A 14358-nucleotide genomic window follows, 5' to 3' on the forward strand; every position below is an offset into this window, starting at 1 on the left:
CAGGCGGTAAATTGATTGATCCGTCATGTTTTTCACTTTCCCGATAAATTGCCAAATGAGGTGGTCACAACTCTGCCCGTTTCATTGATGATAACTGATAGGTTGTTTATCGAATCATAGATCACGGTCGTGTTTCCTCTGCTCGGGGTCGCCACCCCTTCACGAATGGCCTGTTCAACCAGGGATGGGAGTATGCCGCGCTCTTGCATTCGGTCGAACGCATGCCCCGTATATTCACGACCGTTGACTATTCCAGGACGATTGGTTCCGGGCTTTACATTTATTTCGCGATCTCCGCGCCCACCCACAGGCGTCGAGGCCGGTCTGTCTCCGACGGGAATAGTCGGATCGCTAGGGGCTCTATTCCCGGCCTCACCGGCGGTGGCGGCTGCCCTGCGACCTGCGGCTTCGGCGTCTGCGGCGGTTCCGCCGCGCCGCAGAACAGCCTCCACCGCTTCTTGCACGGCAGCTCCGCCGACTCTGCCTCCTGTGCCTACGATCGGAATGAGGGAGACGATATTTGCTGCTGCGGCAGCGATCTCAGCCGGAGAATGCTCGGGTGAAGGTTGTGCTCGTTGGCCGCGATTGAAGCCGAACGGATCGACGGCGGCATCGTGCACGGGGACTACGAGGAAGTTTCGCCACGCATCTCCGAGCGTTCCGACGCTATCGACTGTTGTGTCGACGGCACTTTCCCCGACACCCCACGCGGTGTCCCATACTTTTTGCGGGAACGATCGGTCGTCGGGCGCGTTCGGATCTGGCGGGATCGGCACATTGCCGGTGAACCCGGCAGGCACGTCCCCGTGCGCTTCGGCAAGCTGGTTCGCAGCTTGTTGACGTGGACTGACAGTGGGTTTGGGGCCCGGACTGGTTGTGGTGCGTGGCGACTGATTTGGTTGCGCGGGTTTCGAAGGTGCAACCGGAGGGACTTCGCCGTGTGCTTGGGCGAGTTGGTTCGTTGCTTGTTCCTGAGAGGTCGGCGCGGGCTTCGGTCCAGGTTTGGTGGTGGTGCGCGGTGACTGATTGGGAGATGCAGGTTTCGTGACCGGAGCGGAGCCTTGGGTGGTGATCCCGGCGCACTTACCAGCGGTGGTGCCGCTGTTCGTGGCTCCGGAAGTGTTGCTCGAGTTCGTGTTTCCACTGTTCTGCGGTTTCTGCGGACTTGTGCGCGAGGTCATCGAATTCGGCTTGGGTGCGGCGGTGTTCGTATTTTTCTGGACTTGTTTCGAAGCGACAGAGGTGGGTGCTTTCGCCTTCTTTTCCGGCGGATCAGCCAAAATCGGGTACGCGGTCGCTTCGTCGGCGTACACCGTCTGAATCAGGCGGCCGTCGCGAACTTCGTAGTCGGTGGGAACAGGATTGCCGTTGGCGTCGTACGCCCACGGAGCTGCGACGACCGAGATCGGGTTTCCGTCCGCGTCGAAGACGGTGACTGAGCCGTCCGGATTAACGCTCATATGCCCGCCGGGCGGGACGTCGACGGGGATTTCCGCTTCGTGTGAGGACGTCGCGTCGTGGATGAGGAAGAACGTACGACGTCCTCCGCCGGGTTCGGTGACTGTGATCTTCGACTGGCCACCCTTGACGTACTGCATCAGCGGTGAGGCGAGGGTACCGACTGTCTGGGAGAGGATCGATTCCGGCGTACGCCCACCCAACGGTATGCGTGGGCCGAACGGTGAACGACGCCCACGTACTCCGATCCCGCCGGCTGTGAATGCGGCGGCACCGACCAACACGAGTTCGAGGTACCGGTCACGGCCGTCGCCTTTGTCGAGCCCCGAGGGGGTGACCGTGGGATTTGATTCCGATTGCCCGGGAGCACTATTCGGCGTTCCAGAGGGAACAGGTCCGGGACCACGATCGGGGACCGCTGTGGGTGCGGTCGATCCAGCGGGTTGGGGTGTGGTCGGGGCAGGTCCGCTGGTGGTCGTCGGAACCGGGACTCCTGCAGGGTTCTCGATACCAGATGGTGTCGGCGTATTCGGCTGTCCAGGCAGCGCGGCGCCGGGGACGGGGACGATGGGGGTGCCGTTGTAAGCGGGGAAGTTCGTCGGCGCGTTCGCGCCGACGTTCGGGCCACCGCCCGGAGCCTGTGCACCCGGTAGTCCGACGGTGGTTGTCGGGGCCGCCGTCGGAGTCGTGGTGGGTGCGCTCAGGCACGGGTTGATGTACTCGGGCGGGACGGGGGCACCGGGTGGCAGTGACGCGATCAGGTTCAGGTAGATCTGATGATCACGTGCCCGCACCGCCGCGCAATCCTCCGCCGGTCCCGCAGTCGCAGGTCCAGCGGTCAGCGCGATTCCCGCACCGATCACCCCCGCCACCCCGGTCAACAGTGCTCCGGCGGCGAGTGCTCCCGCGATGGACCTGCGCAGCTTCAGCACGGACTTCACCGGCGATCGCCCGTGTTCGACTTCTTCCGCGCCTCGGCGATGAGCTTGTCTGCGCCCCACCAGAACACCCGGCCCGCGATCGACATCCACAGAAAGAACGCCAGATATACGAGAATCGTCCCGTAGTCAGCCGCCCAGCCCCCGAGCCGTCCGATCGCCGCGAACGCCGCAATCAACAATGCGAGACCGAAGACGGTGGCGATCACGGCCTTCGAGGTTTCGCTCAGCTCGCTGTCGGGGTCCCAGTCGTCGGTATCCGCACTGCGGGCGCCGCGAGCAGTGGCCGGCGGCTCAGTCATCGGGCGGGACCGAGCGTGTTCAGCGTTGCGGATGGTCATGACAGAAACTCCAAACGGCGGATAGGTGAAGTGAAACAACGAGTTCGGCGGCAGCAGTCAGGGTCTTGGTTTACCGGCCCTAGTTCAGTTCCAGTGCTGGTAGGTCTGCACGATGTAGCCCCCGGTGACGGGATTGTTCGGGTCGGACACGTAGATGTTGACGTAGCCACCCGGATGCGCAGCAGCTTCGGCGATCACGACCCGATCGGGGGCGCTGGCCCTGCCGTCGACGTTCGTGATGACCGAACCCGGTGCCCGACCAACCCACCGCTGCGAGCCGAGAACAATGTTCGCGATTGCATCGGGGATCGGGCCCGCCGCCAGTGCTGCGGTTTCCGCATTCGAGAGCGAAAGCCCAATCCGACCATGATCCGGCTGCACGATCGGGGTGGCAGCCGATGCCACGCCCCCGCCGAGAACACCGATTACGGCGATGCCTGCGGTGAGCACTCCGGCTGTGGCCAAGGTACGAATCTTCATGAACTTCTCCTGTGATGGTGATTGATGGGCAGACCCATGCCTAGGGCCTCGCCTGATGAGTGCGCGCGGACACGGCGACTTGCACGGATCGGATTTCGACGGCAGCCCTGACGGTGCCCCGTCAGGCGTCTAGAGCCAGGTCGGATCGGAGTACACGAACAACGTGTTATCCGACGTCGCCGTCGACACCGAGAGTTGTGCATACGAGCGGATCGTCACCGGCCCCATGCACGCATCAACCTTCACGTGCACGTTCTCTGCCGTGATCGACGCCTTCGACGACTCGAGATCCTTCTTCCCCAACGGAATCGTCGTGATCGTGCCCGGCGCAATCGTCGACTGAATACTCGGATTCACCGACGCATTCACACCCACGTTCGCCGACGGGACACCCGAAATACTCACACCGACAGAAGGGCCGAGCGAAAAACCAAGCCCCAAGCCAAGTCCGGAGGAAACATCGATCTGGCAGCCGATCTGCAATCCCTGCTCGACATAACCGGTCTTCACCGCCGAATCGCCCGCACCACCGATCGTGCCGGTCACCTTCGCCGACACGAACCCCTCACGGGTGAACGCCGTCGTCGCCAGATTCGGCACCGGGTTCGCCGACAGTTTCGTGGCGGCAAGATCCAACGACCAGCCGTCATCGGTGACCGTGCTCGCGAATTTGTCCGACAACGCCGTCGGCGTTGCCGATGCGCTCCCTGCGAAGACCACACCAGACGACAGCGCGGCAACCGCACACGCCGCGAGCCCTACCGCGGCCCTCGATCGACGGCGAGATGTTCGTGCTTTCAATTCGGTTGCCATGAGTAACTCCTACGTCGCGGACCAGCAACCAATTCGGTAGCTGAACACTAACTAAATGCAAGTTACCGGACAGTACCAAGCGTTCCGTTTTATCAACAGGCTCCCGCGAGCAACTATCGGAGACTTGCGGTGAACTTCCGGTAACAGATACATATCGACAGGGCTCAGAGCAGGGAATGGGACTTAGGTCCCAATGTGGCGAACGACACCAAACTTGGACCATCCGCCCAGTGGTGACAGTCGAGCAAACGTGCAAACAAGGCACGATCCGGAGCATTTCAGCAGATTGCATGCAACGCGGTCTCTGGCGATATGGCCACGCAAACTTATTGAACGGTCAACAGTTAATTGGTGGCGCGCAGCTCATTCGGACACCAAGCGCAAGGAGGCCGCGTAAACCACGAGCCCATCTAGCCAAGGAGGGAATCGAATTGACCACCAGCCGCACGATGCGATCACCTGGAACTCTCGTCGCCGAGCGCCGCAATGGCTGATCGTTCACCACAGCACAACGAGAACCGGCAGATTGCCGCAACATCGGACGTAGCACCGAAGTGGCGAAGCCATTGCTTCACCCGGCGACCCCAGGGCGGCAAAGATTGCTACACATCCGACTCCTCGACGCTCCTGCGCTTCGTAGGGCACGAAAAAACCCAGCCCACGCTTTCGCGCGGGCTGGGTTTGAACAACGAACATTTGGCGGAAGCGGAGGGATTTGAACCCCCGGTGGGTTTAACGCCACGCTCGCTTTCAAGGCGAGTGCATTCGGCCGCTCTGCCACGCTTCCGTGGGCGATCCTATCGGGTGTTCCCACGGACCGCGAAAACGGCTCCAGAAGTCAGCGCTCGCCGATGGCTTTGTCGACCTTCTCGAAGACGTCTGCCAGCACGTCCAGTTCCTGGGGAGTCAGCAGATCGACCAGATTGTTCCGCACTCCGGCCACGTGAGTAGGCGCTGCCTCGGCGAGGCGACGCCTACCCTCTTCCGTGATCCGAGCGAGCACGCCGCGACCATCTTCGACGCAAGTGTCTCGCACGACGATGCCCTGAGATTCCATCCGCCTGATCTGGTGCGTCAGGCGGCTCCGCGAAGACAGCACGCCGTCTGCCAGGTCACTCATCCGCAACGACCCGTCAGCTGACTCCGAGAGCATGACCAAAATGCGGTAATCGGCCAACGACAGGTCGTGCGAATCCTGTAGTTCGCGGTTGAGAACCTCCATGAGGCGCTGATTACCGTCCATGTAGCCGCGCCATGCACGCATCTCGCATGGCGTCAGCCACGGTGTCTCACCGTGCGCCGCCTGCGATGTCTCCTCGGTTGTCGCTTCAGCTGTCACAGGTTCCAAGTTTAGACCTGTGTCCGCCCGTCACAGTAAGACTCACCCTAAAGTCACGAATTGGACATCAGGATCGAACGGTCGATTTCGGCGACCGATGCCAGCCCCGCCAGTCCCATAGTGAGATCCAGGTCGGCAAGGAGACTCCGGAGCGCATGACGCACTCCGTCCGCTCCGGCCAATCCCAACCCGTACACCCACGGCCGCCCGTACAGCACTGCGTCGGCACCCAAGGCCAACGCCTTGATTACGTCTGCGCCACAACGAATTCCGGAGTCCATCAGGATGTCCACCTCATGCCCCACCGCATCAGCGACGGGACCGAGAGCATCGAGTGCCGAAATCGACCCGTCAACCTGACGCCCACCATGGTTGCTCACGACGATGCCGTTGGCGCCGGCCGCGACGGCCTCACGTGCGTCGTCGGGATGGACAATTCCCTTCACTGCGATCGGAAGTGTCGTCCACTGGCGAAGTTTCGCGATATCGGCAATCCGCACCGCATGATTGCCGAACAACGACACCCACGTGAGAACCGCGATCTGCAGCGCTTCTGCGCTCTCCTCGGGCGGCGTCGCCAGTTTGGCGCGGAACACCGGATCCGACAGGTAGTTGGCAATACCCTTCGCCTGCAGGAACGGAAGGTGACCGAGTTCGAGATCCCTTGGACGCCAACCCATACCGGGAGTGTCGGCAGTCAGGACGATAGCCTTCGCGCCCGCCGTCTCCGCTCGGCGGACAAACGACTCCGCAAGTTCGTCGTCGGCCGGCCAGTACAGCTGGTACCACCAGTTATCGCCCGAGGCCGCCGCTACGTCTTCGATGGTCGAAGACGCCGCCGTCGAGAGAATCGATCCGATCCCCAACTCGGCAGTGACCGAACCGACCGCAACCTCGGCGTCGTCGTGGACCAAGCCGAGCACTCCCACCGGAGCCGTCAGAATCGGTGCGGCCAACCGCGTCCCCAACACCTCGACGCTCAGATCGCGCGCGTCGGGCGCCGCAGTCCCCCGCAACATCCGCGGCACGATCGCATGCTTGTCGAACGCCCGCAGATTCGACACCGCGGTCCGTTCGGTCGACGCGCTACCGGCGATGTACCCGAAAGCCTCTGGTGAGAGTTGCTCGCGCGCGGCATCTTCCAAGCCCGCCGCAGTCATCGGCAAAGCCGGCTTCGCGCCGCTCAGTCCCGTCAGATAGATCTCGTTCTGCATGTTCCCGAAGTAAGTCACGTCCGCGACGGTAGCGGCAAAACACCCGTCAGCGGGGAGATTCGCTAGCGTCGTATCCATGTACGCCATAACGATCGATCAGCCCGGCGGTCCCGAGGTCATGAAATGGGCGCAGCAGCCCGATCCTGAACTACCTCGCGGGCACGTACTCGTCGAGGTCGCCGCGACCGCCGTCAACCGCGCCGACCTGCTCCAACGTCAAGGCTTCTACCCGCCGCCGCCCGGCGCGAGTGACATCCTCGGCCTCGAATGCTCGGGCGTGATCGTCGAACTCGGCGAAGACGTCACCGGTTGGTCCGTCGGCGACGAAGTCTGCGCATTGCTGGCCGGCGGTGGCTATGCCGAGAAGGTTGCGGTCCCGGCAACACAACTTCTCCCCGTTCCCGCGGGCGTCGATCTCCGTGTCGCAGCGTCACTGCCGGAAGTTGCGTGCACAGTGTGGTCCAACGTCGTGATGCGCGGCGGCCTACGACGCGGACAGGTACTACTCGTCCATGGCGGTGGCGGCGGAATCGGCACCCACGCCATCCAGGTCGGCAAAGCCCTCGGCGCCCGCGTCGCAGTTACCGCGGGTTCGGAGGACAAATTGAACCGCTGCCGCGAATTGGGCGCGGATATTCTCATCAACTACCGCGACAGCGACTTCGTAGCATCACTCGCCGAAGCCACCGACAACCACGGCGCCGACGTGGTTCTGGACAACATGGGAGCGTCGTACCTCGGGCGCAACGTCGACGCACTCGCCATGGACGGCCACGTCGTGATCATCGGAATGCAGGGTGGCCGCAAGGGCGAAGTCGACATCGCCAAGCTGATGGGAAAGCGCGGAAACATCACGTCGACGGGCCTGCGCGGGCGTCCGCTCACCGGCCCCGGCGGTAAAGCGGACATCGTCGCCGACGTCCGTGCGAAGTTGTGGCCGTTGATCGCCGACGGATCGGTTCAACCGATCGTGTCGACCGAACTTCCGATCACCGAGGCGCCATTAGCCCATCAGTTGCTGGATTCGCCGGAAACCGTAGGCAAGGTCATCCTCACCGTGAAGTGAGCCGAGCGGGATCGATCAGCCCAGGGCGCCGAGTTCGGCGACCAGCTGATTGATCTCGTACCGCGTCGTGTACGGCGCAAGGCCGACGGTGACCGCGCCGCCTTCGTCGTTGACACCGAGGGCGTCGAGCAGCCTGGAACCACCATGCGTACCGCTGACCGTTGCGATGCGCTTGTCGGCCAGGTGCGCGGCGACCTTGTCTGCCGCCATCCCCTCGAGTGTGAAGCTGAGCGTAGGCACCCGCGTGGGTGCGCCGCCGATCACCATCACGTTGGGCAGGGCTGCGAGAGAACGCATGAGGTGATCGAACAGACCGTCCTGGTAGTCCTGCAGCGAGCTGATCGAGGTTTCGAGGCGCTCACGCCTGGTTCCCGTTGCCGATTCGTCCAAGCCCGCCAGGAAATCGATCGACGACGTTAGACCGGACAGCAGCGCGAACTGATGACCGCCCACCTCGAGTCGCTCGGCACCACGCGCGTACGGGTTGAGCGACACGGCCGGAATTCGGTCGAGCAGTCCGGGATCGCGGAAGACGAGTGCGCCCACCTGTGGACCGCCCCACGACGGCGCGCTGACGGCAACGATGTCCGCCCCGAGATCAGCCATGTCCACATGCGCATATGGCGCTGCGCCGACGGCGTCGACCACCATCAGTCCGCCGAATTCGTGCAGACGATCAGCTGCGGCGCGGACGTTCGGAGCCGAACCGACGACCGGTGATGCGGCCGTCAAGGCCACCAAGCGAGTCGTCGAGGTGATGAGATCGTTGAACTGCCAACTCGGGAGCTCACACGTTTCGATTTCGACCTCGGCCCATCGAACCTGGGCGCCGTAGCGACTGGCCACACGAAGCCAGGGCGCGACGTTCGCCTCTTCGTCGAGGCGCGAGAGCACGAGACCGGTTCCGAGGCCCAACCGCGAACTCAGCGACTCGGCGAGCCAAGCCAACAACACCGCTCGGTCTGATCCGAGAACGACTCCCGCAGGATCTCCGCCGACCAGATCGGCGACCGCGGTGCGCGCACTCTCGAGAATGGCAGCACTACGACGGTTCGAGACGTGGCGACCGGAGGAAGAAGACGCAGAGGCACGGAACGCGGTGGAGACCGTCCGCGAGACGGCGTCCGGGATCTGCATTCCGGCCTGCGGATCGAGGTGGATCCAGCCGTCACCGAGTGAGGGAATCAACCCCCGTACGCGGGCAACGTCGTAAGCCATGCTCGACACTCTAGGTGCAGACGCCCGCTTAGTCGAAGGCAGTCACCCAATTACCCGTCAGTACAGTTATTCGATAGCTAACTTTTTGGGGGTTACGCGGCGTTTGTCGCCCACACACGACAAGATGGAAGCATGACGAACCCCGACAAAGAGCAGGTACTCGTTATCGGACCCGACGGTCGACCCGTCGCGATGCCGGCGGCCGAGGCAGAAGCCGCCACCTCCGGCACCACCGAAGCCGCGGAAACAGAAGCCGAGTCCGTCGCCGAGATGGTCGAGCAGCCGGCGAAGGTCATGCGAATCGGCACGATGATCAAACAACTCTTGGAAGAAGTTCGCGCCGCGCCGCTCGACGACGCCAGCCGTAAGCGCCTCAAGGACATCCACACCTCGTCCATCCGAGAACTGGAACAAGGCCTGGCACCCGAACTCCGTGAAGAACTCGAGCGACTGAGCCTCCCGTTCACCGACGACTCCATTCCCTCCGACGCCGAACTGCGAATCGCGCAGGCCCAACTCGTCGGCTGGCTCGAAGGACTGTTCCACGGAATTCAAACCGCACTGTTCGCCCAGCAGATGGCAGCGCGCGCTCAGCTCGAACAAATGCGTCAAGGCGCACTGCCTCCCGGCATGAGCATCGGGGCTCCGCATTCGCCTGCACATCCGGACCAACAGAGCCCGGGAACCGGCCAGTATCTGTAACCCGGACCACCACTAGGTCCGAGGGAAATCCGGCGCCGACGCCAGGCCGGTAGGCTCGACCTCCGTGTCAGCATCCGCAATCGAATCCGAGACGCCGGACGCACCTGCGCCCGTGTCCGACTCCCAGACGTTCCGTCGTGCGTTCAAAGACCTTCGCGACGGTCTGAATCAGCGTGAGTTGTGGCTCAGCCTCGGCTGGCAGGACATCAAACAGCGCTACCGCCGGTCGGTGATCGGTCCGTTCTGGATCACGATCGCCACCGGCGTCCAGGCCGGCGCGATGGGTCTTCTGTACTCTGCGCTGCTGAACATTCCGCTCAAGGAGTTCCTGCCGTACGTCACGGTCGGCCTGATCGTGTGGAACCTGATCAGTGCAGGCATCCTCGAAGGCTCCGAGGTCTTCATCGCCAACGAGGGCCTGATCAAGCAGTTGCCGTCGGCGTTGAGCGTGCACGTATATCGCCTGGTTTGGCGTCAGGTGCTGTTCTTCGCGCACAACTTTGCGATCTACATAGTTCTGCTGTTCGCGTTCAGCATCTGGCAGAACATGAGCTGGACTGCGCTGGCGGCGATACCGGCATTCCTGCTGATCGTGGCGAACACGCTGTGGGTCTCGATCGTCTTCGGTATCTTCTCCACCCGATACCGCGACATCGCCCCCATCCTGGGCAGCATGACGCTCCTGCTGTTCGTGCTGACGCCGATCATGTGGACAACTCAGGCCCTCAAGGACCAGGGCGGGCAAGCCAGCGAGCGAGTCCGGCTTGCCGAGCTCAACCCCCTGTACCACTACCTCGAGATCATCCGAGCACCACTCATCGGGGCCGACCAGCAGGCATACCACTGGTACATCGTCATCGCCTTCACCGTCGTCGGCTGGGCCGTCGCGATTCTGGCACTCCGCAAGTACCGGGCACGCGTGCCCTACTGGGTCTAGAGGAAACACATGAGTCAGCCAGTCAGCATCCACACGCAGAACGCGTGCGTCGACTTCCCGATCTTCGACGCGAAATCCCGCTCGCTCAAGAAGGCCTTCCTCGGCAAGGCCGGAGGATCCATCGGCCGCAACGACTCCGATGTCGTCGTCGTCGAAGCGCTCCGCGACATCACGATGACGCTCAAGGAAGGCGACCGCATCGGGCTCGTCGGCCACAACGGCGCCGGCAAATCCACCCTGCTGCGCCTGCTCTCCGGAATCTACGAACCCACCCGGGGATCCGCCAGCATTCGCGGACGCGTCGCACCCGTCTTCGACCTCGGTGTCGGCATGGACCCGGAAATCTCCGGGTACGAGAACATCATCATCCGCGGCCTGTTCCTCGGTCAGACCCGCAAGCAGATGCTCGCGAAGATGGACGAGATCGCCGAATTCACCGAACTCGGTGAATACCTCTCCATGCCGCTGCGTACCTACTCCACCGGTATGCGCGTTCGCGTTGCCATGGGCGTCGTGACCAGTATCGATCCTGAGATCTTGCTTCTCGACGAGGGCATCGGTGCCGTCGACGCCGAATTCATGAAGAAGGCCCGCATCCGGCTGCAGAAGCTGGTGGAACGCTCCGGCATCCTGGTATTCGCCAGCCACTCCAACGAATTCCTCGCTCAGCTGTGCAACAGTGCGATGTGGATCGACCACGGCCAGATCCGCATGCAAGGCGACATCGAAGACGTCGTGCGCGCCTACGAAGGTGACGACGCCGCCGAACATGTGCGCCACGTGATCAAGGAAATGGAACGGGAGAACACCCCGTGAGCGCACCCGAGAAAATCATCGGGGTCGTCGTCACTCACAAGCGTCGTGAACTGCTGGCCGAATCCTTGAAGGTTCTCAGCACCCAGTCGCGTCCGCTCGATCATCTGGTTGTCGTCGACAATGCCGACGAAGCCGATGTGAAAGAGCTCGTCGACAACGCTCCACTGCCGACCAGTTACATCGGTTCTCAGCACAACCTCGGCGGTGCCGGAGGATTTGCTCTGGGCATTCTCTACGCACTTTCGCTCGGTGCCGACCGCGTCTGGCTCGCCGACGACGACGGCCGCCCGGAGGGACCCGAAGTCCTGGAAACACTGCTCGACTGTGCAATTCGAAACGACCTGGCCGAGGTCTCCCCCGTCGTCTGCGACATCGACAACCCCGACCGCCTCGCGTTCCCACTGCGCCGCGGCACGTCGTGGCGCCGGTTGCGTTCCGAGCTCGGCGACGAGGATCTCCTGCCAGGCATCGCGTCTCTCTTCAACGGCGCACTGTTCACAGCCGACGCGATCGATGCCGTCGGAGTTCCGGATCTACGCCTGTTCGTCCGCGGCGACGAGGTCGAGGTACACCGTCGCCTCGTCCGCTCCGGCCTGAAGTTCGGCACCTGCCTGCAAACTGCTTACGTCCACCCCAACGGTGCGGACGAGTTCAAGCCGATTCTCGGCGGACGCATGCACACGCAGTATCCGGACAACGATACGAAGCGCTACTTCACGTACCGCAACCGTGGATACATCCTCGCCCAACCGGGAATGCGGAAACTGCTTCCGCAGGAATGGGTTCGGTTCGGCTGGTACTTCCTGATCACCCGCCGCGATCCGGCCGGACTGCGCGAGTGGATGCGACTGCGCAAGCTCGGCCGGGAAGAGAAGTTCGAGCGCCCGAGTTAAGTCAGTCGTCATGAGTTGAAGCAGTTGCCCCAATATCTTTTAAATCAGTTGCACAGTCGCGTCTGCGGCTGAGACGATTCTGATCCGACGCATGGTGCGTCCTGAGATTTTCGAGGAGTGAGTATTGATGACTGTCGTGTTCCGCAGTTTCAGCGCCGTCAAAATTCACACTTCTTCGCACTCGAGGACACACTCACCATGTCGGAAAACAGCACGCCCCTGACCGAATACGGTTGGAACGCAACACTCTCGAACACATTCACTGCCCTGGCGCCACCGGACTCCGTACCCGGGCGCGTTCTTCGCGTCGACCGCGGACGGTGTGACGTGGCCATCGCCGAAGGTACAGTTCGCGCACTCAGCGGCAGCGATCCACTCTGTACGGGTGACTGGGTCGCCGTGGCCGAGTTACGGGACTCACGCGAACCCGAGATGCACACGGTCACTTCGATACTCCCCCGATCAAGCAGCATCGTTCGATCCTCGGCATCCGGAAAATCGGAAGGCCAGATTCTGGCGGCCAATGTCGACACCGTCGCCATCGCCACGGCTTCGGACGGCGACGTCGATCTCGGGCGCATCGAGCGACTACTCGCACTCGCCTGGGAAAGTGGCGCAACCCCTGTCGTCGCACTCACCAAATCGGATGCAGCTCAATATATCTCCAACACTCTAGCTGAGGTCTCTGCCATTGCGCCCGGCGCAACAGTGCTGGCTGTGAGTGCCGAGACCAACGAAGGAATGGATGTACTCGATGCAGTTCTGGACGGCACCGTGGCGATACTCGGTCCATCCGGCGCCGGTAAGTCGACGCTCGCGAACGCCCTCCTCTCGGACACCACAGACGCCGATCGACTCGAGACCGGTCGCGTTCGGACCGGTGACGGAAAGGGACGCCACACCACCGTCACGAGAGAACTGATCCCCTTCTCCGGCGGCCGGACGTTGATCGACACACCCGGCCTGCGAGGGGTTGGCATGTGGAACGCGGCGGAGGGGATCGACAAGACGTTCCCCGAGATCGAGGAACTGCTTGCGGAGTGCCGGTTCTCCGATTGCGCACACAACTCCGAGCCGGGATGCGCAGTCCTGAGCGCACTCGGGCGCGGCGATATCGACGAACGGAGACTTGCGAGCTACCGGAAACTACAGCGAGAGAATGCATGGAACGCCGCGCGAAGCGATGCTCGTCTGCAGGCAGAGAGGACGCGGGAGATCAAGGTGATCTCCCGACAGCTCAAGAGTCACTACCGCGGTCGGGACCGGTAGCGTAGAAAGCCTGGCAGCATGGGAGTGATCCCGACGAGAGGTTGCCATGTTCGAGCAGTTCCGTTCCAGCGCCAGAACCAAGCTTCAGCGTGCGGTATCCGAGGTGGTCGAGGCCGCCGACCGGCGCAACGCAGATCGCACGCAACAGATCCTCGACGCGCTGGCACTCTCACGTGACGAACTGGCCGAGGCCCGCGGTGACATCGCGGGCCTCCGGTCCAGGATCGACGAGCTGGAATTTCGTCAGCGTCGGGATCTGGCCTACGCCGTGGACCTGGAAGCGACGGCGTCGACGGCCGAGTTCATCCTCGAGAACCTTCGAGTCGCGGAGACATTCGGCCACCCGCACGACACGCTGCGCCATGCACTGGGCTTGATCGAAATCCCCGGCATGGCACTCGAATTCGGTGTTGCCAGCGGAACCACACTCAGGATCATCGCGGAGGCATTCACCGAACGTGAAGGGACCGTCGCGGGTTTCGACGTGTTCTCTGGCCTTCCGGAAACCTGGCGGACCGGGTTCCCGGTTGGTGAGTTCGCTCAGGAATCAGTCCCCGAAGTACCTGGAGCGCAACTTGTTCCGGGCCTCTTCGAGGACACCCTGCCCTCGTTCCTGAACGACGAACCCGGCCCCGTTGCGTTCCTGCACCTCGACGCCGATCTCTACTCGTCCACCAAGACGGTGCTCGATCTCCTCGGCGACCGCCTGGTACCCGGGTCGATCGTCGTCTTCGACGAATTCTTCAACTATCCCGGGTGGCAGCAGCACGAGTACCGGGCGTGGACGGAGTTCGTCACACGCACCGGCATCTCGTTCGAATACCTCGGGTACACCGTCGACAACGAGCAGGTGATCGTCGAGATCACCAGCTGA

General features: G+C 62.7%; 14 protein-coding genes and 1 tRNA gene. 7 read left to right on the forward strand and 8 right to left on the reverse strand.

All coding sequences use genetic code 11. The features are described from left to right. Positions 1 to 32 precede the first annotated feature (32 nt). From H351_RS32455 to H351_RS01705, 7 genes are all read right to left on the reverse strand, one after another. Positions 33 to 2399 carry a hypothetical protein gene (locus H351_RS32455; RefSeq protein ID WP_020905811.1) on the reverse strand — a complete coding sequence of 789 codons (2367 nt, stop codon included), beginning with the start codon at positions 2397 to 2399 and terminating at the stop codon, positions 33 to 35. Continuing rightward, entirely contained in the window at positions 2396 to 2737 is a 342-nt protein-coding gene (locus H351_RS01680; protein WP_050768562.1) for a hypothetical protein, read from the reverse strand. The genes H351_RS32455 and H351_RS01680 overlap by 4 nt, the downstream gene beginning before the upstream one ends. Positions 2738 to 2821: 84 nt before the next feature. Beyond that, positions 2822 to 3217, reverse strand: a complete 396-nt coding sequence (locus H351_RS01685; RefSeq protein WP_020905809.1) for a hypothetical protein — start codon at positions 3215 to 3217, stop codon at positions 2822 to 2824. A gap of 129 nt (positions 3218 to 3346) precedes the next feature. Further along, a complete protein-coding gene (locus H351_RS01690) occupies positions 3347 to 4030 on the reverse strand; it encodes an MspA family porin (protein ID WP_020905808.1) in 684 nt (227 codons plus the stop codon). 697 nt (positions 4031 to 4727) lie between these two features. Beyond that, positions 4728 to 4817 (reverse strand) — tRNA-Ser (locus H351_RS01695). Between the two features lie 51 nt (positions 4818 to 4868). Next, positions 4869 to 5294 (reverse strand): MarR family winged helix-turn-helix transcriptional regulator, encoded by a 426-nt coding sequence (locus H351_RS01700; protein ID WP_020968140.1) that lies wholly within the window; start codon positions 5292 to 5294, stop codon positions 4869 to 4871. Positions 5295 to 5422: 128 nt separating this feature from the next. Continuing rightward, positions 5423 to 6661: a lactate 2-monooxygenase gene (locus H351_RS01705; RefSeq protein WP_047888801.1), complete on the reverse strand. Its 1239-nt coding sequence runs from the start codon at positions 6659 to 6661 to the stop codon at positions 5423 to 5425. Between H351_RS01705 and H351_RS01710 the strand changes: the two genes are divergently transcribed. Beyond that, positions 6660 to 7649, forward strand: a complete 990-nt coding sequence (locus H351_RS01710; protein WP_020905806.1) for an NAD(P)H-quinone oxidoreductase — start codon at positions 6660 to 6662, stop codon at positions 7647 to 7649. The genes H351_RS01705 and H351_RS01710 overlap by 2 nt on opposite strands. 15 nt (positions 7650 to 7664) lie before the next feature. On the opposite strand, the gene H351_RS01715 is transcribed toward H351_RS01710, so the two are convergent. Continuing rightward, positions 7665 to 8867, reverse strand: a complete 1203-nt coding sequence (locus H351_RS01715; protein ID WP_007731767.1) for a cysteine desulfurase-like protein — start codon at positions 8865 to 8867, stop codon at positions 7665 to 7667. A 132-nt stretch (positions 8868 to 8999) separates the two neighbouring features. On the opposite strand from H351_RS01715, the gene H351_RS01720 reads away from it, so the two are divergent. The 6 genes from H351_RS01720 to H351_RS01745 all read left to right on the forward strand — a co-directional run bounded on the left by H351_RS01720 (position 9000) and on the right by H351_RS01745 (position 14358). Continuing rightward, a complete protein-coding gene (locus H351_RS01720; protein ID WP_020905805.1) occupies positions 9000 to 9569 on the forward strand; it encodes a bacterial proteasome activator family protein in 570 nt (189 codons plus the stop codon). Positions 9570 to 9633: 64 nt separating this feature from the next. Further along, positions 9634 to 10506 (forward strand): galactan export ABC transporter permease subunit Wzm/RfbD, encoded by an 873-nt coding sequence (gene wzm / locus H351_RS01725; RefSeq protein ID WP_029254233.1) that lies wholly within the window; start codon positions 9634 to 9636, stop codon positions 10504 to 10506. A 9-nt stretch (positions 10507 to 10515) separates the two neighbouring features. After that, a complete protein-coding gene (wzt, locus tag H351_RS01730) occupies positions 10516 to 11322 on the forward strand; it encodes a galactan export ABC transporter ATP-binding subunit Wzt/RfbE (protein ID WP_007731776.1) in 807 nt (268 codons plus the stop codon). Next, the gene (glfT1, locus tag H351_RS01735) at positions 11319 to 12215 is read left to right on the forward strand and encodes a galactofuranosyltransferase GlfT1 (protein ID WP_019746444.1); all 897 of its coding nucleotides are present in this window, start codon (positions 11319 to 11321) and stop codon (positions 12213 to 12215) included. Before wzt ends, glfT1 begins: the two co-directional genes overlap by 4 nt. A gap of 198 nt (positions 12216 to 12413) precedes the next feature. Then, entirely contained in the window at positions 12414 to 13484 is a 1071-nt protein-coding gene (rsgA, locus tag H351_RS01740; protein WP_029254232.1) for a ribosome small subunit-dependent GTPase A, read from the forward strand. Positions 13485 to 13530: 46 nt separating this feature from the next. Then, complete coding sequence (locus H351_RS01745) at positions 13531 to 14358, forward strand: TylF/MycF/NovP-related O-methyltransferase (RefSeq protein WP_029254231.1); 828 nt, start codon at positions 13531 to 13533, stop codon at positions 14356 to 14358.

This window comes from Rhodococcus erythropolis R138, assembly GCF_000696675.2.
In the GTDB taxonomy this organism is placed as follows: domain Bacteria; phylum Actinomycetota; class Actinomycetes; order Mycobacteriales; family Mycobacteriaceae; genus Rhodococcus_F; species Rhodococcus_F erythropolis.